This is a genomic window from Haloimpatiens lingqiaonensis (genome assembly GCF_901447495.1).
In the GTDB taxonomy this organism is placed as follows: Bacteria; Bacillota; Clostridia; order Clostridiales; family Clostridiaceae; genus Haloimpatiens; species Haloimpatiens lingqiaonensis.
On record NZ_CABDWS010000051.1, the window covers coordinates 1 to 23091 of the forward strand.

Sequence of the window (23091 nt, forward strand, 5' to 3'; positions counted from 1 at the left end):
AAGATTTCGTGGGGTAGGGGTAAGTGTATCTATTTTTGCGACCTATCGGTCTGCGGGCTTACCAGCCCTTTAAGTAAATGTAAAAAGATACAATTCCAGTAAAAATAAAATTTTTACTGGAATTTAGATGCTAAATCTCTGTAATCAATTCTTTCAGCATGGATAAATGACTACTTAATAAAATATCACCTGCCCTGTTAGTTACTTCTTGTACTTTAGTTGACTACTTAATTATAAAGGTGTACAATTTTAGTATACCCCCTCCCCATATAGGGGGTATGAAGGAGGATTTTTATGGATAATATAAAAATGAATGAAGAAAGAAAGAAAGCAATGCAGCTTTTAAAAACTGCTAGGGGGCAAATAGATGGAATTATAAAAATGATAGAGGAAGGGAGATACTGCATAGATGTATCTAACCAAATAGTAGCAGCCTCTTCTCTTCTTAAAAAATCTAATAATTTAATACTAAAACAACATTTAAATCATTGTGTTAAGGATGCATTCTTAAATAACAATGGTGAAGAGAAGGTTGATGAAATAATTAAGGTATTAGAAAAAATTACCAAATAATGAATTTTTGAGTTAACTAATTCTTAAAGTAATTATTGCAAATACTTAAACAGAAAGGAAGGGATACCATTGAATAAAGTTTTTAAAATTATTGGCATGCACTGTGCTTCCTGCTCTAGAGCAGTGGAGAAAAAAGTGGACAAATTAGAAGGTGTTAATGAAGCCTCTGTAAACCTAGCCTCCGAGAAACTATATGTGGATTTTGATGAAAATAAATTATCTAAAGAAGATATAATTTCAGCCATAGAAAAAGCTGGTTTTGGAGCTGAAGAAGAAATTACAGATAAAAAAGTGGTTATTGGTATATCTGGCATGCACTGTGCCAGCTGTGCTAAAGCTATAGAAAGGGCCGTAAGTAAAATAGATGGTGTATCTGTTGCAGAAGTTAATTTAGCTTCAGAAAAATTGAATTTGCAGTATAATCCTAAAAAAGTAAGGTTATCTACTATAAAGCAAACTATAATAAAAGCTGGTTTTTCCCCTATAGAGGAACAGGATAACTCTGTAGATAAGGATAGAGAAAGAAAGGAAAAGGAAATTTTAAGACTTAAGAATAATTTTATAATTTCAATAATATTCACGGTACCTTTACTTATAATAAGCATGGGACACATGCTAGGCATGCCCCTACCTCACATTATAGACCCTATGCATAATCCTATGAACTTCGCCCTGATACAACTTATTCTTGTAATTCCTGTGGTTGTAAGGGGCAGAAAATTCTACACTGTGGGCTTTAAGTCTTTGTTCCGAGGTAGTCCAAATATGGATTCTTTGATTGCCATAGGAACCTCTGCTGCTATAATTTATGGATTCTTTGCCATGTATCAAATCAGCATGGGCCACATGGAATACGCAATGGATCTTTATTTTGAATCTGCTGCTACTATAATTACTCTAATAACCTTAGGTAAATATTTTGAAGCTAAATCTAAAGGAAAAACTTCAGAAGCCATTAAGAAATTAATAGGTCTTGCACCTAAAAAAGCTACTATAATTCAAGATGGAAAGGAAGTTGAAATATCCGTAGATGAAGTAGAAGTAGGCGATATAATATTAGTAAAACCTGGTGAAAAAATACCTGTAGATGGTGAAGTAGTTGATGGATTTACTTCTATAGATGAATCCATGCTTACAGGAGAAAGTATTCCCGTAGAAAAGAGCAAAGGTCACAAGGTTTTTGCTGCAAGTATAAATAAAAATGGAACTATAAAATTCAAAGCTTCCAAGGTAGGTAAGGATACTGCCCTTGCACAAATAATCAAATTCGTAGAAACTGCTCAAGGTTCAAAAGCACCTATTGCCAGATTGGCAGATGTAATATCCGGTTACTTTGTACCTATAGTTATGACCATAGCTTTAATCTCGGGCATAGCTTGGTTTATTTCCGGTAAAGATCTAATATTCTCCTTAACTATATTTATAGCAGTTTTAGTAATTGCTTGTCCTTGTGCTTTAGGTTTAGCAACACCTACTGCCATAATGGTCGCTTCAGGAAAAGGAGCGGAACTTGGAATTCTCATAAAATCTGGCGAGTCCTTAGAAACTGCCCATAAAATAAATACTATTGTCTTGGATAAGACAGGTACTATAACTGAAGGCAAACCTAAGGTTACAGATATTTATTCAATTGATATAAAAGATGAGGATTTGCTTCTATATGCAGCATCTTGCGAAAAAAACTCTGAGCATCCCTTAGGCGAAGCCATAGTAAATGCTGCTATAGAGAAAAATATATCCCTCATGGATGCAAAAGACTTTTCAGCCATACCTGGTCATGGATTAAAAGCTACTATAAATGATAAATACGTACTTTTAGGTAATGAGAAATTGATGGAAGATAATAATATAGCCATAGAAACTCTAAAAAATAAATTAGACGCTTTAGCCTCTGAAGGCAAAACTCCTATGATAATTTCTATAGATGGAAAAGCTAAGGGAATTATCGCTGTAGCAGATGTTATTAAGGATAATAGCAAATATGCAGTGAAAAAACTTCAAGATATGGGCATAGAGGTGGTTATGATAACAGGTGATAACAAGAAAACAGCTAATGCCATAGGAAAACAAGTTGGAATAGACAGAGTTTTAGCAGAAGTTTTACCTGAAGGTAAGGCAGAACAAATAAAACAAATTCAAAAGGAAGGTAAGAAAGTAGCTATGGTGGGTGATGGAATAAATGATGCTCCAGCCCTTGCTCAATCCCATGTAGGTATAGCTATAGGTTCTGGCACTGATGTGGCCATAGAATCTGCAGATATAGTGCTTATGAAAGATGATATTATGGACGTAGTCACTGCCATTAGGCTAAGTAAATCCACTATTAAAAATATAAAAGAAAATCTTTTCTGGGCCTTTGGGTACAATACTCTTGGTATTCCTGTAGCCGCTGGACTATTAACGCTATTTGGTGGACCACAATTGAATCCTATGATAGCCGCTGCAGCCATGAGTTTTAGTTCTGTATCAGTTCTTTTAAATGCATTAAGGCTTAGAAACTTTAAATAATTAAATAATTTACAACGCAACTATGCGCTTAGAATTCACTACTGAAAAACATAAGATTTCTGTATAAAACAAAAGTCTATGAATAATCTGGAGAACAATCCCCTTTATTCATAGACTTTATTTATAAAAACTTATACATATTCGTTTTTAAACAGCATCTTTTAATGCTACTTTATTTTTAATGCTAATTCACTATTACCTTAAGGAATTTGAACTCTACCTTGTTTTTGATTTAAATTTTAGTAGATTTAAATCCTTAGGTGATTTTTGTAATTTATATTTCATCAAAAAATTTAGAAAGTCGTGCAGCTTGCTTTGACAGTATCTTATGAGCGTTACCTATACAGTTAACTCAAGCCAGGTTGTTCCACGGCACACGAGAGGTCTTACTTACCGCTGCTTCCTTCCGGACCTGACGGGGTTCGTAAGTTCTCGTTGCGTGGGACCCAGCTCTCAACGCCACTTGTATAGGCCAGACCTCACAAAATAAAGCCTAGGCAAGCATTCGACCCTGCTGTAGCGGATTGCAGGTACAGGGCACCGCTAACTCCCCGTCTAGCACGACTATGGCGGAGAAAGGGGGATTCGAACCCCCGATAGAGTTTCCCCTATACACGCTTTCCAGGCGTGCTCCTTAAACCACTCGGACATCTCTCCATGCTTACAAATTTATTTATATTAAATTGTAACATTAATGATTATACTATAATTCATATGCTATTTCAAGTGAATATATTAAAGTATATTTTTACATAAAAGTTATTCTAAAAATATATCCTCCAATAAAACTACATTCAGTATTTTTATGGAGTTTTTATAAAAATCTATTATACCTTCTTCTTTCATTCTTATAAGTTCTCTAGAAAGAGATGGTCTTGGAATTCCCAAATGTTCTGCAGTTTCCTTTCTAGAATAAGGTAAGTTTATAGTATTACTTCCTTGCTTTTTATATTCATCAAATATAAAACCAGCTATCTTTTGCCTTAAGGTTTTATAAGACATATTTTTAATTTTTCTATTTAACATCAATATTTTATTTGATAAAATGTTCATAAAGTTATTTAATATTTTTTTCTCCATAGAACATAAATTTATTATGTCCTTTTTATGTATAAATAACACCTTTGAACTATTTGATGACATTATTGTAGCAGGATATTTATTGGTATTTGAAAAAATAATAGCTTCTCCAAAAGTGTTTCCTATATTAAGCTTATCTATTGTTACAATTTTACCAGAGGCATATATCTTTTGAGCTTCTACAGCACCCTCTATAACTATGCCTATTTTAGAGCAAAGTTCTCCTTCTGTAGCTATTATTTCACCTTTAGAATAGCTATTCACCATACATTCTACATTATGAAGTAACTTACCTATTTCATCTTCATTAATTTCTTTAAATAAATAACATGACCTTAGTGTACCCAAATGTTTATCCACGTTTTTCACCTCTTTTATTTAGTAACTTAACTTTTCCTCATAAAATTCAAGCTCCACATTAGATGAGTAAACCTTTTTAGTCTATAACTATGAAAGTTCAATATGTAACATATGTTACATCTTTTATTATTAAATTTTAATATACTATCATTACATAAACAAGACACTTATTAAAAGGAGGAATCAAAATTGAAAAGAAAAATTATTAATATAGATGAAAAAAAATGTAATGGTTGCGGATTATGTGTAACTGCATGCCACGAAAAAGCTATAGAATTAGTAAACGGTAAAGCAAAGCTTGTAAGTGATATATATTGTGATGGCCTTGGAGATTGCCTTCCACATTGCCCAACTGGAGCTATAGAAATAATAGAGAGAGAATCCGAAGCTTACGATGAAGAAGCTGTAAAAGCTAGGCAACAGGAAGCTCATAAAGAACCTTTACCTTGTGGATGCCCAGGTACCGCAGCCAAAAGCATAAAAAGATCAGCTGTTAGCTCTGTGAAATTAAATTCAGTACCTAAAAATGCCTCTGTTGAAGAAGCATGCCCATCTGAGCTAATTCAGTGGCCAGTTCAATTAAGATTAATAAATACTAAGGCTCCTTATTTAGAAGGTGCAAATCTTTTAATAGCTGCTGACTGCACTGCTTATGCTTATGGAAACTTCCATAGAGATTTCATAAAAGATCATATAACTGTAATAGGCTGTCCAAAATTAGATGACAACCAATACTATAAAGAAAAACTAACAGAAATATTATTAAACAACAATATAAAAAGCATTACTGTAGTTAGAATGGAAGTGCCTTGCTGTAGCGGCATTGTAAGTTCAGTTAAGTCTGCAATGCTAGAATCTAAGGTTATTGTTCCATATAGAGAAGTTATTATAGGAACTGACGGAAGGATAATTTAGTCACCAGTTTTCTAGTAAGCTGTGGTTATCGGGGAGTAATATAGGAAATTTTAAATAATGACCAATGTACGAATGATCAATTAAGGTTGCTGTTGCATTAAAAAATTTACATAGGATATATTATCCTTAATATTTAAATTTAGGACAATATATCATTGTATTTATTCTTAGTGCCATAGCCCTGATAATTGATCATTATTACAATGCATTTCTAGTATTTTCACTAGATATATATGCCCAACCTTTATTGATAATTAATCATTATTTTCTATTCTCTATGTCCTGTAGCAAAATATGAAGATAATTGTCCTGCTAAATTATTTATAGGCATAGTTTGAAGATATACCTTTCCTGGTCCTGTTAAAGTTGACAAGAATAGTCCTTCGCCACCAAAAAACATGTTCTTAAATCCTTTTACCATGGTTACATCAAAATCCACAGAAGGCTCAAACATAGCTATATGACCTGTATCTACTTTTAAGGTCTCACCTTGTGCTAAAGAATACTCTTCTACATGTCCATCAAACTCTAAAAATACTATTCCAGGGCCTGTTACCTTTTGAAGTATGAAACCTTCTCCTCCAAACAAGCCTGAAGACAATTTCTTTCTAAAATGAGTAGCCAATGTTACAGTGCTCTCCCCTGCTAAAAATGCAGACTTTTGACATATAAGGCTTTCTCCTGGTTGCAAATGCTTTGCTACTATTTTGCCAGGAAATGAAGATGGAAAAGCTATTTTACCAAGACCGCTGGTACAAGTAAATGTATTTAAAAATATAGACTCTCCAGAAAAAGCTCTCCCTATTCCTCCAAAAAGTCCACCCTTCATATTTGTATCCATATCTATATTGTCAGTCATCCACCCCATAGCTCCAGACTCAGATACTACTTTTTCACCTGGATTAAGTTCACATATAACTACTGGCAAATTACTACCTTTTATTTCATATCTCATAATTCCCTGCGAAATTCTTAAATTTCGCCGCCTCCCTCCAACAGTATTTTAAAAAAATCAAACCTTACGCTTTTATACTATTATATATCATTTATTTACTTATTAACACTATAATATACTCATGTTTTCCATTGTTTTCTATAATAAAACCGCCATGAAAATCAAATTTTCTGGCGGTTTTATTTTAAAAATTCTTAGATATTTCTCTCTCCAATTTTCTTATATCTTTTAGTCTAAGTCTTGTTTCTTTCATTATTTCAGCTACGTCTTCTCCGTCTACAAGCATTTGTCTTGCTCTTTCCATGGTAGGTGTATGTGTGTCCTTCATATTGTCACTCTCCTAAAATATTTGTTAAACAGTGAACTCTCCCACCTCTGAACAATGGGGGGCTTCTGCTATTAACATTAATTTTTAAATTCTAAAAATATTGTCTAGCTAGTTAAGTAAGCTCAATTTTATTTTTCACATATATGATATTTTTATTCATATGTAACACATACATTCTACCTTTTTCATATTTTGGCGGAAAGAGTGGGATTTGAACCCACGGTACCATAAATGGTACGCTTGATTTCGAGTCAAGTGCCTTCGACCACTCGGCCATCTCTCCAAAATTATTGTTTTAATATTCAGTTTAATTTTATCACAAATATATTCCTTTATCTAGGCATTTAAAAAATGAACCTTGTATCACAAGCACCGCCCTTATATAGAGTTTAGAAGGATTTTTCAATTTTTTAGTAATATAAAAACACCCTACTTTCAGATTTTATACATCCACTAGTAAGGTGTTATATTAACTTTAAGTATTGTTTACTCTAAGCTGAATACTACAGTTAAAAGCATCTTAAATCTTTCAGTGGCTAACAATGCATGTGGTACGTGAGCAGGCATAACTATGGTTTCTCCCTTTTTAACATTAAACTTTTCTTCTCCTATAGTTATTTCAGCTTCACCGTCTAATATATAAACCATAGCATCGCCACCAGCGGAATGTGAACTAATTTCTTCCCCTTTATCAAAAGCAAACAATGTAACACTTAGTGGCCTTCCCTGTGCCAAAGTTCTACTTACAACTCTTCCATCTTGGTAATCTACAAGTCCCTCCATTTCCAATGGTTTTGCAAAATCTATATTTTTTATAAAATGCTTATTCATAATATATACCTCCCATAAATAAAATTCAGAGTATTTAACTCAACTTTATTTTACTCTATTATTGAGATTTTAATCGGTAACACTGGTTACCAATAATATGAATTTTATTAATCACAGGTATTATTCCCATTTTCACAAAATATAAACAGAGCTCTAACCTTCAGATGGAGTTTTTACTCCAACTGAAGGTTAGAGCTCGTTATCCAGGGACGTAGCTGCCGTTATCTCCCACTTTGTTAGAAGTGGGAGTGTTACGGCAGGTAAGTCTCTGGATAAATACTAACTTTAATTTTAAAATTATCTAGTCTTTCTCTTTTTCTTAAAAAAATCCTTAAGCAAATCACTACATTCCTCACTGTATATCCAATTTACATCCGTCATGGTATTTAAATATGGATTTTGAACTATATCTATCACAGAACCACAGGCTCCCAAAGTTGGATCAAAAGTTCCTATGTGTATTCTCTTTATTCTGCTAGCAGTTATGGCTCCTGCACACATGGGGCATGGCTCTAGAGTTACATACATTTCACATCCACTCAACCTCCAAGAATTTAAAACTTCACTAGCCTTTTTTATAGCTAAAATTTCCGCATGGGCAGTAGGATCATTTAACGTTTCTCGCAAATTATGTGCTCTAGCTATTATCTCTCTCTCTTTAACTATTACAGCCCCAACAGGAACTTCATCTAGTTCTAAGGCCTTTTTAGCTTCCATCAATGCTTCATACATAAAATAATTTTGCATAGAATTTTTCTCCTCAAGTGAATATTAATTATTATTTTTATCTGTATTCCCACTTAATATTACACTTTTTATAGTTTTCAGTCATCATTTTTGTAGAGTTTTTATATTATTTATCTATACTCTATTTTCTATATTTACTAAATATCCTATAAATTAAGCAATGATGTATTTCACCCATTTTACTTTAATATTGTTACCTTTTCCAATTAATAATGAAATTTCTAGCCCATATAAATGGCAATCAGCTCGTCCAACTGTCTGCTTACTCTAAGTATTTGCTCATCAAGCCCCATTTTCTCCTTTTTACACACTAAATTGTTTAATACTCCTCTCACCTCCTCTATTTGTTTTATTAAATTCTTTTTGCCATCTTGTAACATTGGCGCTCCCCCTAAAATAAATTTAAATTCTTGTTATATTTTTTATTCTTTTATCATATCTTTTAACATAATTATAGCACTTTTTTGCCCTTTTGTAAATTATTCTATTTCTTCAATTTATTATTAAATATGTAATATTATATCAAAAACCGACAAATAAAAAGCCATATACAAAATGTATTTGCTTGATCTAGATTTTTATCATTGATTCCATATTCAATAAGAATCATCACCTATAACTTCTTTCAAATAAGGTATTTACCAATTATTCGCAAAAGAAAAGGCTATGAAATTAAATATATTTATTCAATCTCATAGCCTTTTAATGATTTTATTTATACTTATCTATTTGCTGTAAAAATTCTTCCTTTGCATTATCAAAAATTTGTGCTATTACTTTCTGGCTCTCAGATAACATAAGCTTCTTTATAGGTTCCTCCACATCTTTAGCACACTTTATATCAAAACTATCTGCTACCTGCTTTACTGTAGCCGGCTCATCTATATCTGAAAAGCATTTTAGAATTCTATATCTGTATGGATCTGAAAAAGCCTTGCAAACTTAATGTTTACAAGGCTTTTTATTGGTGTGCCCGAGAGGAATCGAACCCCCGGCACGCGGTTTAGGAATTCTTATTTTGATTTTATCACTTTTAATCGATATAACATAAATCCAGTTATATCAACGCATTAACCACTTATGTTCATTTTTAAATCACTTGCTTTTGTCGTTATTTTTTACTTTTTAACGACAAATTAACGACAAGGGTATTTATATTAGTTTTTCAATGTGTTTCCCCACCAAATTCCCCACCAAATTATATTATTAAAGTTATATAATTATGTACTTAAAAGATTATTATATGAATATATATATAATAACAAATTATCTTCACTAGTATATTTATATGTTTTTGTGTCAATACTATATATGTATGCATATATTCATAGTAATTAGGTAATTATCTAAATAATCTATAATATAATTATTTCAATTGTACCTTATTGACAATATGTATAATTGAGTGTTATATTATAAGTAGCTCATCTACCATGTTGTAGAAGGAGTAGAGAACTCGTCATTTAAGGCGAGTTCGTTTTAATTTTAATGCTCTTATTATATTCTTTTTCTAACTTCGACTTAGCATGATCATATTTAACTATGTATGCAGTTATAAGCATAAACTTATTTTGTCTTTCTTCTAAAATTATTATAAAATCTGTTTTCCTACACCATAATTTATATCTATATTTTTTATTTTTATGCTTATGTTTCCATATATATTTCTTCACAACTATGACATGTAAACATTGAAATTATTTTATCTATCCATCCTATACGTTCACATCTTCGAATATCTGGAATTCTATTGAACTCATCGGGTCCCTCTGATATAACATGCCAAAATGTTTTTTCCTTATTGTTATACATTTTATTAGTAAATATACCTATGTTCTTTCCCATAAAGCTTTTTTCTGACTCTATGAAATCTCTTCTAAAAATTTTATATAATTCTTCCTCATATAAATCCCATTGGCCATCATAATCATCCAATTTGATTATATTAGGTAATTTTTCACAATTATCCATTTTTGCTCCCCTTTATTTCCCATCCCATATTAACAAATTAAATTTATTTTCCCTATATAATGTAGTTCTATTTAATGAATATCCAGATAAATCTTTTATCATTTGAATTAATTCTATTTTAGCATGGCTAGTATCTAATCCCCTATTTAAATAACATATAGCTCCTATAATTAAATCTGCTAACTGTAGTATACTACATTCTTCTGACCTTACATTTTGGATTCTTCTTATTATTTCAAAATTAAAATCATATATGTTATTACAAAGTATCTCATTTAATTTAACAACTTTTTCTGAACTATTTGTGTCTTTTATGTCAAGATATATATTATAATTTTCACATGGATCTATTATAGTTTTTAGCATATCAAAATATATTTTATAATACCAATCGTCATGGGTTTGACTATATTTTTCATGATTCAATTTACTTTTATCTTTTACTACAACAGCTCTAAAATGAAGATCCTCACACTCAAAAAAATATTTTATTAATTCCTTATGGTAATTAATATTGCAATTAGATACTTTAGTCCACTTAATTTCAGCATATTTTTTTATATTAAATTTTTCTTTTATTATATATATATCATTTGTAATTTTTTTTATTTTATCAAGTGGGCACCAAACCCCTCCTATGACCATAGATTTTTGATTATCGTGTTCCAAATGACAACTTTCATCACAATATATATTAATCAAATTAACACCTCCATACTACATATTGAATTATACTCTATAAATGCCTTTCATTCTTTATTTATTTCTATAAATACTAGATGTTTATTTATTTTAAATGAATTTATCTTATAGTTACTTTAAATATCATATATTTTTACATTTTGACTAATTAACTTTAAAGATGATTTAATATAATAGTTGTCTAAAAATAGAATACTATATACAAATCAAAAATGCTAGTCATTACCATGCGAGATAAATCACATATATTAAAAAAATTTACTCATATTGGCACTTTACCTACGCCTATTTTTCAAAATTCACCCTACGCCATTTTAACTCTTAAAAGTTAACTAGAATAGGCGTATACGCCATTTTTAATATGAAGTATTGTATCATCTTAATTTTAATGCACTTAAAATATACGCTTATTAAAAAAAGCTTAGCACCACAGTTATTTTTAAGGGCCATTTGCTTTTATATATTTTTTTAGAAAAAAGTTTATCAGCACACCACCAAATGCACATTTAACATAAATAAAAAAAGAAAAAGAAGTTGAAAACCCCTTTTTCATAATAAAATTACCTTACTAATTTTATTTAAAATATTTTTAGTTTTATTACTTACACACTGTTCGGTAATATCTAATTTAACCGCTAAGTCTTTGACTTTTACATTATTAAAGTATCTTAAATTAATAAGTTCTAACTCTTTTGGATATAGTACACCTAAAGCTAACTCTATTTGCCCAATTATTCGCATAGCGTTTTCTTTTTGTTCTGTACTTGCAATGGGATTATTACATATAGCCTTATTTATTGGATACTCCCTTAAAATTTCTTCTATTTTAATTAATTTCTGATTTCTTTTCATAAGCTAACTCCGCCACAAATATTATTGGTGTTATTTCTTTTAATATTTCTTTCTTATAACTGGACAAATAACTCTCTTCTAAGTTAACTATTGAACTTATACATTTCAATTGATTTTTCTTAAAATAATATTCTTCTATTATAAGTTTATCTCTATCTGATAATACTTCTAAAGCATTATTTACCTTCTTTAATTGTATTGCTATATGTTTTCTTTCCTTAGGATCTAAATCATCATTTTTAATTATAGCCATATATTTCCTGTAATTTTTTAAAAGTTCTTCTGTCTTTTTTATATATTTATCCATTATTATCCCCCTATAACTTCATCTAAGTATTTATTTTTAAATTGCTCAACATTAATAAAATCATTAATACTATAAATATCTTCTTTTTTATCTACATATATTTTTTTTGCTTTTTCTTTACCCCAAGGTGAATTTCTTAGTTTTCGTAAAGCACCAGCTTCAATAGTTCTCACTCTTTGCCCTGTTATATCAAATACTTCACCTATTTCATTGAAAGTCATATTCTTGTTATTATCCCAGCCATAATGGAGTTTTAAAACTTCCATTTCCCTAAGTGTGTTATATTCATGCATAACTTCATTTAATTCTTCCCTTAATTCTTTACGATATATTTTATCCTCTATATTTTCAAAACCATAATCAACGCCTTCTATAGTGTCTAAAAGTTCATTCTCACTATTTTCACCTACGGGTATATTAAGACTAGTTTCTTCATTAGTATTCTTCTGCCGCATATATCGGTTCATTTTTGCATATATCCAATAAACGGCATAGGTTATAAATTTAGCTGAATTTTCTACATCTGTTTTATATTCTTTTGCCGCTTTCATTAATCCAATAACACCCTCCTGGATTAGATCATCTTTATCTATTGAGTTGGTACCTTCTATATAAAACCTATTAGCTAATTTATATATAATTCCCATATTCTGTTTTATCAATTGATTTAACGCTTCTTTTGAATTCCATTCTTGATATATGCATACTAATTCTTCATTAGTCATAGGCAATACTCCTTATTTTTAAAAAAAGAGAGATAATTCTCTCCCCTAAAATTTAATTATTTTCTTTTTACTTGATTTTCTTCAACAACCTTAACCAGATCTATGGCACTGCTACCTGGTTCCTGTGCTTTTGGTTCTAGCTTAGCTTTTAAAGCTGCTATTTCTTCTTTATTACTTTTTATTTCAGCCTGTAATTTTTCTATTGCAATATCTTCTAGTTTACTCATGGTTTTCTACCTCCAAAAGATTTATATTTTTTAAATTTAATTGTATTGGCGTTCTGATTGCATTAGGTATAAAACTCATATACTTTTTATGGTTAAATACTTCTTGAGATATGTTGTCAATCTCATATAATATGTCAGTTTCTTTTTTAGTTAATTCTTTTAATTCATTTTCATAAACTTCTTTTAAAGTTTGTATACTCTCATGTATAAGTGTTAGGTTTTCTTTTAGATCTTGTGTTAATGAATATCCTTCCAAATAAATTTCTTTTCCTATATTTTGTAATGCTGGATTATCTTTTTGTAATGCTGAAAGTTGCTCTTCCACAGTATCTATTTCAACGCTCAAACCTTTTATTTCAAGTAATATTTGTTCGCTTTTCTTAACATCTTCCAGTAACGCAGCACTATAACTCTCTTGAAGTTTTATTTTGTCTACTTTTAGCTTGTCCAATTTATCGGATAAATACTTTTTAGTTTCTTCTTGTTGTTTAATGGCTAATTTAAGTTTATCAGTACTTTTCACATCATCACCTCACTTATTATTATATCACAAATACGAATAATAATAAACTTTTTCTAAATTATTGTTCGTGTTTTCTTATAAATTCTTTCACTATTATAATTGACCTTTAAGGGAGGTTTTTTTCATATTAAATATGGCATAATATTTATTGTAAAAATGGATATTTAGAAAAACAGTAAAATCAAAAAAGAATGGTACTGATTTTTTCAGTACCATTCTTTGAGTTTTGTAAGATTAAAAATTTATATATAAGTTTCTCGGCTTTTTCCTCTGGATTATCAGCACCAGCAGTAGTAAACTCGGCTACCAAATATTTAAATAGTAAATAGTAAATATCTATTTTGTTGTTCTTCCGTCATGCACTTAACTCACCTTACTTTTTTATTTATTAACCTCTCTAATTCATCAATTTCATTTTGTACTCGTTCCGTTATTTCATTATAAACTTTATCAAATTTAAAAGTTGCTTTATTACCTTCTTCAGCTTCAATTTTTACTCTTTCCCATTCTGTTTTTAAATAAATTTGTGTTAACAGTATTATTAGTTTAGGACTGTATTGTATTTTATTTGTACATTTTTTCAAATCTTCATCAATAAAGTTTATTACCTCTGGAATAAACTTTTCCACAGTTTCGTCTTTATTTTTCATAACATTTATTAGATATTTTTTAATTTCATTTTCGCCTGTTAAATTTACTTTATCCTTTTTATAAACTTGCTCCGCTGCTTTAAACCCTATTTCAGAATAATTATCCAAAAAAAATTCTATTAATTCTTTTGGCATTTGCATTTTTCCATTTGAATTACAAGTTTTTTTATATTTGGTTAATTGTAAAAAACGTTCTAAAGATGAATTTAAATCTTTAATTATTTGTAATATTTTTTTATCTTGTGATCCATTTAAATTTAAATGTAATTCAATTTTAGATGTTGCGTTATTTATCTTGGAAAGATAATCACTTAAATTATTCGGAATTTCTTTATCATAATAATAACAAACTAATGAGTTATATTCTGATATATATTCTTTCAATTTTTGCATCCATTCAACTCTATTTCTTGTTATAATTTCAGCAGTTCTCTGTTTCTTTGATTGAGATTTAATGAGAATGATATTTATCATTACTCCAATTAAAGTTATCATTCCAGTAATAACTGCAGCTATAATTGTTGCATTAATTTCATTAGGTTCATTCATAATTATATTCAATTTCTCAACACCTCCCCTAAAATATAATATTTCTACATTTTAGGAGATTTTCCTCTATAATTGTTGAATTTTACCTCTAACTCTTTTATAACTTCTATGTTTCATACACTTTTCAATATCAGTATAAGGTTCAAGTGTGAGCTCTAATACTTCACACTTTTTATATCTATCACATGCTGGATTACCAAATAGGCAAGCGCACTTTAAAATATTTTCATTCCATCTAGTATTAAATTTATATTTTTTACTCACACTATCACCTTCTTTATAGCTCTATTTGGCAAAGGCTGTAGGAATCGAACCCACATTTACAGGTTTGGAATCTGTCATGTTACCATTACACCAAGCCCTCTTGACTTTTAAAAATTATTAGAAAAAATCTGTAGCTTAGTAACCGCGTTTTCTCATTTACAAATTTAGAACCCCACCCGGGTAGTAAAAAAAGATAGACAACTTATCTATCTTCTTCATACTTTTTAACTAATTTATAAAATGTATTTCTTTTAAGTCCTAATTGCTCCATAGCCTTAGTACCAGTTAATTCTCTATTTTTATATTTAGGATAAACTTCTTTCCAGTTTGAAGGGAAATCTATCTCTTTTCTACCTTTAAATTTACCTTTAGCTTTTGCTATTGCTATTCCTTCTCGTTGTCTTTCAAGTAAATTAGCACGTTCAAATTCTGCAATAGCACCTATCATAGTAAGCATTAGCTTTCCAGTAGCCGTTGATGTGTCGATATTCTCTTTATTAGAAACTAAATGTATTCCCTTATCCTGTAGTTGCTCCACTATCTCAAGTAAATCTTTTGTACTTCTCGCCAATCTATCCAAACTATGAATGTATATTGTGTCACTTTCACGTGCAAACTCAATCATAGCTTGTAACTGTGGTCTATTAGTATCTTTCGCACTAACTTTTTCAGTAAACCATTTATCTATATTGTATTTTTTTAAACCTTCAATCTGTCGTTGTTCATTTTGCTCCACGGTTGAAACTCTAACATAACCTATATTCATATTAACAACCCCTTTCCTTAACTCCGTACTCTAATTATATATTATTATTTGTTTGAAGTCAAAGACTATTACAAACATTTATTTATTAATCATAAAAACAACTCTATTTAAACATTATTATAATATATTTGTATGTTTAAATAGAGTATACTCTAAACAAATTATCTATTCAATTTAATATAATATGGTCTAGCTTCAACTGTTTTACAATCTGAAAGCCTTGGAGTATTATCTATGGATCCATGTGCTTCAATCTCTCCACAATATGGACAAATAACATAATAAGTATTGTTTATAACTCCTATAACATTGGCTATCCCAATACCATTACCAACATCATTAACACTGTTGGAATCCTTCCATAACTTAGTGCTTACATCATACGTTGCAGTGTTTAAATATAACTCTCCATTACATCTTTTTATCATCTTTATAAAATCAGTTTTACCCATTATTTATCCCCCTTAAATAGTTCATATAATAGCGTTTTAGGTGGTTATAACGCTATTATATGCCGTTGTTTGTGGTGTTTGGGTTAGTGTATACGCTTGTCCAGTGCAGCCTATGCACTAACCCCTTGATACATCTATATTTAGCTATTTGCAGCTAACTTGACACTTTCACATAAATTATACATTTTCTTAGCTCTTTCAGTTACTATTTCATTCACATCTTTTATTAATCTATCATACTGTTTAAAGTTCTCAAATTTAATATCTATTCCAGTATCCAATAATCTTAATGTATAATTAGCAAGATGTAATCCAAAGCCACTAGTTAATAATATATCATGACGTGTTAAGTTATTAACTTTAGAATCCTCCACGACTCTTAATATTGGTTCGTCCTTTTCATTTGCAGTTAAGCATACATATATAATCATAATGTTAATCTCTCCTTTTTTATTTAGTTATTTATTACAGTCCCCTTTTAGTATTTTTAAAAGGGGACTACTTAACCCTATTAAAATCAACGTTTACGGCAATTTAGTCCCCATTTTAACAATTTTCTCTATATCTTATATATATTTTATATATACTTATTATTTTTATTTATAAGCTTTTAATATTATAAATAATATATAAAAAGGGGACTATATTATTTATAAGCTAGTAATATCAATGATTTAAAGCAGTCCCCTTTTTATATTTAAATAGGGACTGATAAGATTATAAAACAGTTGTAACCATTGATATGAGTTATTTTGAGTTAGTCCCCATTTTCAGTTTTAAAAGGGTACAAAATGGGGACTTTTAAAAAGTATATGGGATTTATTTCCCCTTATTTTTCAGCTTTAATTAAACATGCTCTTCCATCTGTATTTAGTTTAATGCCAAATAAAGCACTCTTATATTTTATCCCGGCTCTTCGTATTTCATTTTTAAATTCAAACCCTTTACCTTGTAGTATATTATTAAACTGCTGCTTTCCACATTCTTTTTTGACTTCTCTATAATCTAATGATAATTCACTTAAACAATAACCTAAGTATGAATCGTAAAGGTCTTTTAAAGTTGTAAAATCATCATTAGAACACATTTCAGTGCAACTATAAAGCCAGCTTTCAAGTGGACTATTGCCAACTATAATATTTTCTTTAAAGGCTTGCATTTCTTTTGGTATAATTAGTTTATAATTATTTTTTAATAACTTAACCAATCCATCTAAAGCAAAATTTATAACTTGCAGCATTTCATATCTTTTTATTTTTTCTATGAAGTGCGGATCTTCTTTTTCAGTTCCTCTAATCTTTCTTTTAAATTCTATAAAGTGAAGTCGGTCAAATATTGCGTTAGATGGGTCATTGAATTTAGGTATATCATTTAAACCAATAATTATTGCTAAGTTTAAATTTAAACTTACATTGGATTTAAACTTTCTATCTGTTGGAACACTTTCACCATATATTAATTTTTTAAGCCTGTGGCACGTTTCAAGTGGTTTTCCTCCATCATCCGTGGATAAAATACACTTTTTGTTTACTAAATATGAAAGTATATATTTATCATCTTCCAACGTTTTCAAGTCATAAGCTTCAAATAAACCTGTTAACATTTCCTGTAGTGGTTCAATGAATGTACTCTTTCCAGTACCTTTAGCTCCACTAATTATTAGTGCTGCTTTCATTAATCTGGCGTTGGGCATTAAACACGCTCCGGCAAACTGTTGTAAAAATTCAACTATATCGGTATTATCATATAAAGCATATTTTAAACCCTTATAATAATTGGAATCTTTATAATCAACTCTTTCAAAATCATAATCAAATCTATGAATAGTTATAATATCCGGAGTATGGTCCAATACCTCAATACCTTCTTTAGTGACTTTTAATAAACAGTTTTTAAAATTGAGGTATTGATTATTAGGCTCTATTTCTTCAATTACAGTTAACTCCATTAACTGGCTTAATACTTCATTTTTAATCCTATTATTATTTAAGACACTATCACCTAGATAACTAGATATAAGCTGCTTCATTAAAGTGTTCTTATCATCATCTTTTAATTTGTAATAACCATCTTCATAATGGAAAAATCCTTCTTTGTTGGTGTAAATTATATCTTCACAATTAAGTATTAATTTAGCTAATTTTATTGAATTTATCTTTCCATTATCAGTTAAATATGTGTATTTTGGTTTTATATCCTTTAATACACTGTTGAATTGCTCTTTATCTAAATACTTTAACTTAAATAAATCTGTTATATCTTGCCCTGGCTCCTTAGCATATTGTTCTATTGGAAATACCTTATAAGATTTTATAAAAGGTTTTAAGCCCTTTATTACATCATTTTTATAATTTTGCCCTGGCTGGTCATTATCGGGTATAACTATTATATTTTTATTCTTAAAAAATCTACAATTAAATTTATAATATTGGAAACCTTTTAAGCTTACTGCTAAATATCCCATTTTAGAAAGTGTATCGGCATCTTTTTCACCTTCCACTATATAAACGGTATTGGATTTACTTTTAACTAATCTATATAAATTGTAAGGTAATTCTTCTCCATTTCTTTTACATTGTACTTTATCATTTACAATAGAGTAATACCTACATTGTTTTCCATCATCAGTTTTAAACTTAACTTTATAATATTTTACGTTTCCTAAGTGGTCTTTAAAATTATATATTTCACTTATCTTAAAACCTTTCATATCACTTAAATGGTTTAATTGCCATTTGACGTATGATATAATATCGATATGTGGCATGTCTATTGATTTAATAGAATACCCTTTATCACTTAAGTATTTAAGTGCTTCAATATAATCTAAATCTTTATATTTTCTTATGAAGTCTATTATGTCACCATTTTCACCACAACCAAAACATTTGAATTTAGGTTTACCATCTTCATATATACTGAAAGATGGTGTTTTTTCTGCATGAAATGGGCAACATATTAAATTATTTTTATTAAACTTTTGCCCAGTTTCATTTTCTATTAATTGCTTTAGTTCATTTAATTCCATAGTACCCTCCTTTTCTTAATCTTCATTTGTAAGTTCATTTAATATATCAATAAATTTATCTAACACCGCTATTTAAATGCCCCCTTAAATTTATTAAGTCCTTCCCATGTTGGACATACCTTTAATTCATTGCATAAGTTTATATAAACTTTAAATAATTTTATGCTCATGAGTATAACCCCCTTTATTTAATTAGCACCATTTATAAATTCACCTATAGCAGTTTCGCTTATCAATATTTTTCTGCCTACTCTTATGGATCTTAATTCTCCTGTTGCAACTAATTCATAAACTGAATTTACATGAATTCTAAGCATTGGAGCAACTTCCTTGGGTGTATACACATTATCTAATTTTGTTTTAACTTGCATTATTAAAACCTCCTTAATTATTTTGCAAGTTTTAAATTATCAACTTGCATTTTTAATAATCAAATTCTTCCGCTTTTCTTATCCAAAACGAAGGATATTTACCATCGTCCCGTTCTATTACATAATTATCAGTTGTGGCTACTGTAGCTACATTGATATTACCCATGTAAAGCTTTATAAATAAAATATCAGCGCCATCTTTAAAAGTATGTTTTCCAAAATCTATTTTGGAAATTAACCCTTCTACAAATTCAACATTATCTAGCGTTACAGTTGCTACTTGGGCCACATTATAACTTTCTAATACTTCTGCCTTTATATCAGCAAATTTTAATAACCGCTTAGTTTTCATTACTAACGATCTCCTTTCATAATTTTTTATTTACCATTGCGGCACAAAAGAAATGTTTAACGTTAAGATTAGATATTTTTTAGATCTTAAAACGTAAGATATACCTAACTACACATTCTTTAAAAAAAATATAACTGTAATTTAAAAATTTTTTATTTTTCTTCTGAAAAAAATAATTCTGTTACTGGAACCTCTAAAATTTCTGATATTTTTTTAAGTTCATTAGCTTTTAAATTTCTTTTATCATTTTCAATTTTAGATATTTGAGATTGATTTAATCCCATTAATTCAGCCAATTTATATTGAGAAATATTTTTCTTTTTTCGCAATTCCTTAATTTTAATAACCATTGTTTCACCTCCCTATAATTCTATTATAGAATTATTTTTTATTTTATCAATTCTATAATAGAATTAATAACTTAAACTATAGTTGTTTTTCTCTTAATATCTTTAAAAAGCTTGAATTAATTCCATTTTAGAATTATAATCCATTCTATGGAGGTGAATATTAATGAGTGTTAGATCTAAGATTAAGCAAATACGAGAAAATAGAGGATTATCAACTTATAAATTATCTGAAATAATGACTAATAACGGTTTTAAAATTAGTCAATCTACAATAAGTAAAATAGAAAACGGTAATAAAAAAATAGATGTTGATATACTTCAAGCTATAGCTAAAGCCCTTGGAGTTAAATCTTATGAATTAATGGATTTTGAAGAATTAAAAAAAGAAGTGATTAACATTGGGGAAACTGAAAAATTATTAAATATTCTAGGATATCAATTAAAACCTATTGCTCCTTCTGCCGGTATATCGGGTATTAGTCAAGAAGAATCTGAACGTCAGGCAATGGAGATAACTGAACTTATTGAAAATGATACAATTCCAATATATGAAGTATACTATGATGATAAATTAATCACTAAATTAACAAATAGCCAATATAACCAGTTAAAAGAAAATATTAGACTTATACTGGATTATGAACTTTATAAATTAAGCAAGAAATAAAAACTCATATAGAGGTGATATTCTTGGATTATAAACTTCTAACACAAAAGGATTTAGCGGAGCGTTGGCAAGTGAGTGTACGAGCAGTGGAAAACTGGAGAAAAGATGGATTAATAACTCCAGTAGAAGGAATACCAGCAATAAGATTTACACCAGAACATATTGCAGAGTTGGAAGGTACTAGGATAGAAAAATTTAGTCCATTAGAACGTAGACGTATGGAAAATGAAATACAACGTCTTACGCAAGAAAATGAGAAGTTGAAAGGTATCTTAAGCCAAGTATTAGCAAATTTAGCACCGGTAATTAATTTAAAATAAACTTACTCGTTAATTCCCTTTGAAATTAGCTTGTTTTAGAGCGTTTCAACACATTCTAGTATAATACTACCTAAATATATAAAACGCTCTTAAAATGACTTTAAATGAGTTTTAAAAAAGAAGGTGATACCGTGGCCACATTTAGAAAACGTAATAATAAATGGGAATTTACAATGTATACTGGCGATAGAGATACCAACGGAAAAAGAGAACGGATCTATAAGGGCGGCTTTAAAACTAAAAAAGAAGCTGAAAAGACAGTCGCTATTATATTAAACCAATTAGAAAAAGGCACTTATGTAAAACCAGATAAACTAACCGTATCCGAATATATGGATAAATGGCTCAAAGAGTATGCACAAACCACTGTTAGGTATAGCACATATAAAAGGTATGAACAAATAATTAGAGTTCAAATTAAGCCTTATATGGGGCATGTTGAACTATCTAAATTAAATCCTTTAACTATACAAGAATTTTATACCTATTGTAAAGAAAAACTTAATAATTCTGCTACTTCAATAAGGCATTACCATTCACTGCTTCATAAAGCACTAAATCAAGCGGTAAAATGGAGATTAATTTCAGTTAATCCAGTGGAAGCAGTGGAAGCTCCAAAGAAAGAAGAAAAACAATTACAAGTATATGACCAGGAGCAGTTAAATAATCTTTTAGAACGTATAAAAGGAATGTCAGTATATTACCCTGTAATGTTAGCGGCAACCACTGGAATGAGATTAGGAGAAATTGCTGGCCTTACATGGGATAATGTAGACCTTGACAAAGGTATTATATACGTTAAAACTCAACTACAGGAAGTTAATGGACACCTGGAAGTATTACCTTTAAAGTCTAAATCATCTAACCGTAAAATAGTTTTATTGGATTTTACTATAAAGGAGTTAAAAAGACTTCGGCTTGAACAAAAAGAAAATAAACTGAAATATGGTGAATATTATACTGATAGTAATTTTGTTATATGTATAAAAGAAACTGGTTTACCTTATGCTCCACAATATATATCAAGGAACTTTAGAAGAGTTTTAAAAGAATATGGTGTTTGTAAAGAGTTAAACATTCCATATATAAGATTTCACGATTTGAGACACACACACGCTACTTTAATGCTAAAAGCTAACATACACCCTAAAATAGTAGCAGAACGTCTAGGGCATAGTACAATTAATTTAACGCTTAATACTTATAGCCATGTACTTCCGGATATGCAGCAGGAAGCAATAAATAAATTGAATGATATTATGTGTAAATAATTTGGGTATTACCATGTTAGGTATACCTCTTTTTTTATCTTAAAATAGATACAAAAAATAAATTAACGACAAATTAACGACAAAATGCATTTTAGCGGCAAAATCACAAAAATAATAAAACCCTGCAAACTTAGCATTTACAAGGCTTTCACTATGGTGTGCCCGAGAGGAATCGAACCCCCGGCACGCGGTTTAGGAAACCGCTGCTCTATCCTACTGAGCTACGAGCACATATATAATTATTATTCCATTACTTTATTATTCTATTACACTTTATATTTTTTGTCAATTATATCAATAACGTTGCAGAGATTTAGCACCTAAATTCCAGTAAAAATTTTATTTTTACTGGAATTGTATCTTTTTACATTTACTTAAAGGGCTGGTAAGCCCGCAGACCGATAGGTCGCAAAAATAGATACACTTACCCCTACCCCACGAAATCTT

28 protein-coding genes, 4 tRNA genes and 1 other RNA gene are annotated in these 23091 nt (G+C 29.6%); 6 read left to right on the forward strand and 27 right to left on the reverse strand.

What is annotated here, in order from left to right; translation table 11 throughout:
* The first annotated feature begins 309 nt into the window (after positions 1–309).
* Together FGK85_RS10375 and FGK85_RS10380 are read left to right on the forward strand one after the other, a co-directional pair.
* Positions 310–573 (forward strand): metal-sensing transcriptional repressor, encoded by a 264-nt coding sequence (locus FGK85_RS10375; RefSeq protein ID WP_138206398.1) that lies wholly within the window; start codon positions 310–312, stop codon positions 571–573.
* Positions 574–642: 69 nt separating this feature from the next.
* Positions 643–3081 (forward strand): heavy metal translocating P-type ATPase, encoded by a 2439-nt coding sequence (locus FGK85_RS10380; protein ID WP_138206346.1) that lies wholly within the window; start codon positions 643–645, stop codon positions 3079–3081.
* Positions 3082–3382: 301 nt separating this feature from the next.
* Here FGK85_RS10380 and ffs read toward each other — a convergent pair.
* From ffs to FGK85_RS10395, 3 genes are all read right to left on the reverse strand, one after another.
* Positions 3383–3645: signal recognition particle sRNA large type (gene ffs, locus FGK85_RS10385), an RNA gene on the reverse strand.
* Between the two features lie 3 nt (positions 3646–3648).
* Positions 3649–3738 (reverse strand) — tRNA-Ser (locus FGK85_RS10390).
* A gap of 102 nt (positions 3739–3840) precedes the next feature.
* A complete protein-coding gene (locus tag FGK85_RS10395; protein WP_243122858.1) occupies positions 3841–4521 on the reverse strand; it encodes a Crp/Fnr family transcriptional regulator in 681 nt (226 codons plus the stop codon).
* 189 nt (positions 4522–4710) lie between these two features.
* Between FGK85_RS10395 and FGK85_RS10400 the strand changes: the two genes are divergently transcribed.
* A complete protein-coding gene (locus FGK85_RS10400) occupies positions 4711–5436 on the forward strand; it encodes an ATP-binding protein (RefSeq protein ID WP_138206349.1) in 726 nt (241 codons plus the stop codon).
* Positions 5437–5704: 268 nt separating this feature from the next.
* Here FGK85_RS10400 and FGK85_RS10405 read toward each other — a convergent pair whose 3' ends face one another.
* The 23 genes from FGK85_RS10405 to FGK85_RS10510 form a co-directional block, all read right to left on the reverse strand.
* Positions 5705–6391: a TIGR00266 family protein gene (locus tag FGK85_RS10405; protein ID WP_138206351.1), complete on the reverse strand. Its 687-nt coding sequence runs from the start codon at positions 6389–6391 to the stop codon at positions 5705–5707.
* A 184-nt stretch (positions 6392–6575) separates the two neighbouring features.
* On the reverse strand, positions 6576–6719 hold the full coding sequence (locus FGK85_RS15375; protein WP_171011392.1) for a hypothetical protein: 144 nt from the start codon (positions 6717–6719) through the stop codon (positions 6576–6578).
* Between the two features lie 193 nt (positions 6720–6912).
* A tRNA-Ser gene (locus FGK85_RS10410) sits at positions 6913–7002 on the reverse strand.
* A gap of 203 nt (positions 7003–7205) precedes the next feature.
* The gene (locus FGK85_RS10415; protein WP_396276532.1) at positions 7206–7550 is read right to left on the reverse strand and encodes a cupin domain-containing protein; all 345 of its coding nucleotides are present in this window, start codon (positions 7548–7550) and stop codon (positions 7206–7208) included.
* Between the two features lie 297 nt (positions 7551–7847).
* Positions 7848–8297, reverse strand: coding sequence for a nucleoside deaminase (locus tag FGK85_RS10420; protein ID WP_138206355.1), 450 nt, complete (start codon positions 8295–8297; stop codon positions 7848–7850).
* A gap of 221 nt (positions 8298–8518) precedes the next feature.
* Positions 8519–8677: an aspartyl-phosphate phosphatase Spo0E family protein gene (locus FGK85_RS10425; RefSeq protein WP_138206357.1), complete on the reverse strand. Its 159-nt coding sequence runs from the start codon at positions 8675–8677 to the stop codon at positions 8519–8521.
* Positions 8678–9944: 1267 nt separating this feature from the next.
* Positions 9945–10268 carry a hypothetical protein gene (locus FGK85_RS10435; protein WP_138206361.1) on the reverse strand — a complete coding sequence of 108 codons (324 nt, stop codon included), beginning with the start codon at positions 10266–10268 and terminating at the stop codon, positions 9945–9947.
* A 12-nt stretch (positions 10269–10280) separates the two neighbouring features.
* Positions 10281–10970, reverse strand: a complete 690-nt coding sequence (locus FGK85_RS10440; protein WP_138206364.1) for a DUF3800 domain-containing protein — start codon at positions 10968–10970, stop codon at positions 10281–10283.
* Between the two features lie 549 nt (positions 10971–11519).
* Positions 11520–11822, reverse strand: a complete 303-nt coding sequence (locus tag FGK85_RS10445; protein ID WP_138206366.1) for a sigma-70 RNA polymerase sigma factor region 4 domain-containing protein — start codon at positions 11820–11822, stop codon at positions 11520–11522.
* Positions 11797–12129 carry an RNA polymerase sigma factor FliA gene (locus FGK85_RS10450; protein ID WP_138206368.1) on the reverse strand — a complete coding sequence of 111 codons (333 nt, stop codon included), beginning with the start codon at positions 12127–12129 and terminating at the stop codon, positions 11797–11799. Before FGK85_RS10450 ends, FGK85_RS10445 begins: the two co-directional genes overlap by 26 nt.
* Before the next feature lie 2 nt (positions 12130–12131).
* Positions 12132–12854 (reverse strand): sigma-70 family RNA polymerase sigma factor, encoded by a 723-nt coding sequence (locus FGK85_RS10455; protein ID WP_138206370.1) that lies wholly within the window; start codon positions 12852–12854, stop codon positions 12132–12134.
* Between the two features lie 56 nt (positions 12855–12910).
* Positions 12911–13081, reverse strand: a complete 171-nt coding sequence (locus FGK85_RS15380) for a hypothetical protein (RefSeq protein ID WP_171011393.1) — start codon at positions 13079–13081, stop codon at positions 12911–12913.
* On the reverse strand, positions 13074–13604 hold the full coding sequence (locus FGK85_RS10460; RefSeq protein WP_138206372.1) for a hypothetical protein: 531 nt from the start codon (positions 13602–13604) through the stop codon (positions 13074–13076). Before FGK85_RS10460 ends, FGK85_RS15380 begins: the two co-directional genes overlap by 8 nt.
* Positions 13605–13972: 368 nt before the next feature.
* Positions 13973–14815, reverse strand: coding sequence for a hypothetical protein (locus FGK85_RS10465; RefSeq protein ID WP_138206374.1), 843 nt, complete (start codon positions 14813–14815; stop codon positions 13973–13975).
* A 54-nt stretch (positions 14816–14869) separates the two neighbouring features.
* The gene (locus FGK85_RS10470) at positions 14870–15067 is read right to left on the reverse strand and encodes a hypothetical protein (protein ID WP_138206376.1); all 198 of its coding nucleotides are present in this window, start codon (positions 15065–15067) and stop codon (positions 14870–14872) included.
* Between the two features lie 26 nt (positions 15068–15093).
* Positions 15094–15167, reverse strand: a tRNA-Trp gene (locus FGK85_RS10475).
* 102 nt (positions 15168–15269) lie between these two features.
* Positions 15270–15833 (reverse strand): recombinase family protein, encoded by a 564-nt coding sequence (locus FGK85_RS10480; protein WP_138206378.1) that lies wholly within the window; start codon positions 15831–15833, stop codon positions 15270–15272.
* Positions 15834–15994: 161 nt separating this feature from the next.
* Positions 15995–16285: an ATP-binding protein gene (locus FGK85_RS10485; protein ID WP_138206380.1), complete on the reverse strand. Its 291-nt coding sequence runs from the start codon at positions 16283–16285 to the stop codon at positions 15995–15997.
* A 140-nt stretch (positions 16286–16425) separates the two neighbouring features.
* The gene (locus FGK85_RS10490; protein ID WP_138206382.1) at positions 16426–16716 is read right to left on the reverse strand and encodes a hypothetical protein; all 291 of its coding nucleotides are present in this window, start codon (positions 16714–16716) and stop codon (positions 16426–16428) included.
* A 398-nt stretch (positions 16717–17114) separates the two neighbouring features.
* On the reverse strand, positions 17115–19313 hold the full coding sequence (locus FGK85_RS10495) for a CHC2 zinc finger domain-containing protein (protein ID WP_138206384.1): 2199 nt from the start codon (positions 19311–19313) through the stop codon (positions 17115–17117).
* A gap of 188 nt (positions 19314–19501) precedes the next feature.
* Positions 19502–19684, reverse strand: coding sequence for a helix-turn-helix domain-containing protein (locus FGK85_RS10500; protein WP_138206386.1), 183 nt, complete (start codon positions 19682–19684; stop codon positions 19502–19504).
* A 52-nt stretch (positions 19685–19736) separates the two neighbouring features.
* Positions 19737–20036, reverse strand: a complete 300-nt coding sequence (locus tag FGK85_RS10505; RefSeq protein WP_138206388.1) for a hypothetical protein — start codon at positions 20034–20036, stop codon at positions 19737–19739.
* A gap of 152 nt (positions 20037–20188) precedes the next feature.
* Positions 20189–20386, reverse strand: coding sequence for a helix-turn-helix domain-containing protein (locus FGK85_RS10510; RefSeq protein WP_138206390.1), 198 nt, complete (start codon positions 20384–20386; stop codon positions 20189–20191).
* A 163-nt stretch (positions 20387–20549) separates the two neighbouring features.
* Here FGK85_RS10510 and FGK85_RS10515 point away from each other — a divergent pair, with 163 nt between their 5' ends.
* From FGK85_RS10515 to FGK85_RS10525, 3 genes are all read left to right on the forward strand, one after another.
* Positions 20550–21053 (forward strand): helix-turn-helix domain-containing protein, encoded by a 504-nt coding sequence (locus FGK85_RS10515; protein WP_138206392.1) that lies wholly within the window; start codon positions 20550–20552, stop codon positions 21051–21053.
* A gap of 23 nt (positions 21054–21076) precedes the next feature.
* Positions 21077–21373 (forward strand): MerR family transcriptional regulator, encoded by a 297-nt coding sequence (locus FGK85_RS10520; protein ID WP_138206394.1) that lies wholly within the window; start codon positions 21077–21079, stop codon positions 21371–21373.
* Between the two features lie 104 nt (positions 21374–21477).
* On the forward strand, positions 21478–22644 hold the full coding sequence (locus FGK85_RS10525) for a site-specific integrase (RefSeq protein WP_138206396.1): 1167 nt from the start codon (positions 21478–21480) through the stop codon (positions 22642–22644).
* Between the two features lie 154 nt (positions 22645–22798).
* On the opposite strand, the gene FGK85_RS10530 is transcribed toward FGK85_RS10525, so the two are convergent.
* A tRNA-Arg gene (locus FGK85_RS10530) sits at positions 22799–22875 on the reverse strand.
* Positions 22876–23091: the final 216 nt, after the last annotated feature.

Coding starts and splice junctions, on each gene's coding strand:
- FGK85_RS10375 (WP_138206398.1), top strand. CDS start 310: ATGAATGAAGAAAGAAAGAAAGCAATGCAGCTTTTAAAAACTGCTAGG.
- FGK85_RS10405 (WP_138206351.1), bottom strand. CDS start 6,391: ATGAGATATGAAATAAAAGGTAGTAATTTGCCAGTAGTTATATGTGAA.
- FGK85_RS15375 (WP_171011392.1), bottom strand. CDS start 6,719: ATGAAGGACACACATACACCTACCATGGAAAGAGCAAGACAAATGCTT.
- FGK85_RS10415 (WP_396276532.1), bottom strand. CDS start 7,550: ATGAATAAGCATTTTATAAAAAATATAGATTTTGCAAAACCATTGGAA.
- FGK85_RS10420 (WP_138206355.1), bottom strand. CDS start 8,297: ATGCAAAATTATTTTATGTATGAAGCATTGATGGAAGCTAAAAAGGCC.
- FGK85_RS10425 (WP_138206357.1), bottom strand. CDS start 8,677: ATGTTACAAGATGGCAAAAAGAATTTAATAAAACAAATAGAGGAGGTG.
- FGK85_RS10435 (WP_138206361.1), bottom strand. CDS start 10,268: ATGGATAATTGTGAAAAATTACCTAATATAATCAAATTGGATGATTAT.
- FGK85_RS10445 (WP_138206366.1), bottom strand. CDS start 11,822: ATGAAAAGAAATCAGAAATTAATTAAAATAGAAGAAATTTTAAGGGAG.
- FGK85_RS10450 (WP_138206368.1), bottom strand. CDS start 12,129: ATGGATAAATATATAAAAAAGACAGAAGAACTTTTAAAAAATTACAGG.
- FGK85_RS10455 (WP_138206370.1), bottom strand. CDS start 12,854: ATGACTAATGAAGAATTAGTATGCATATATCAAGAATGGAATTCAAAA.
- FGK85_RS15380 (WP_171011393.1), bottom strand. CDS start 13,081: ATGAGTAAACTAGAAGATATTGCAATAGAAAAATTACAGGCTGAAATA.
- FGK85_RS10480 (WP_138206378.1), bottom strand. CDS start 15,833: ATGAATATAGGTTATGTTAGAGTTTCAACCGTGGAGCAAAATGAACAA.
- FGK85_RS10485 (WP_138206380.1), bottom strand. CDS start 16,285: ATGGGTAAAACTGATTTTATAAAGATGATAAAAAGATGTAATGGAGAG.
- FGK85_RS10490 (WP_138206382.1), bottom strand. CDS start 16,716: ATGATTATATATGTATGCTTAACTGCAAATGAAAAGGACGAACCAATA.
- FGK85_RS10495 (WP_138206384.1), bottom strand. CDS start 19,313: ATGGAATTAAATGAACTAAAGCAATTAATAGAAAATGAAACTGGGCAA.
- FGK85_RS10500 (WP_138206386.1), bottom strand. CDS start 19,684: ATGCAAGTTAAAACAAAATTAGATAATGTGTATACACCCAAGGAAGTT.
- FGK85_RS10505 (WP_138206388.1), bottom strand. CDS start 20,036: ATGAAAACTAAGCGGTTATTAAAATTTGCTGATATAAAGGCAGAAGTA.
- FGK85_RS10510 (WP_138206390.1), bottom strand. CDS start 20,386: ATGGTTATTAAAATTAAGGAATTGCGAAAAAAGAAAAATATTTCTCAA.
- FGK85_RS10515 (WP_138206392.1), top strand. CDS start 20,550: ATGAGTGTTAGATCTAAGATTAAGCAAATACGAGAAAATAGAGGATTA.
- FGK85_RS10525 (WP_138206396.1), top strand. CDS start 21,478: ATGAGTTTTAAAAAAGAAGGTGATACCGTGGCCACATTTAGAAAACGT.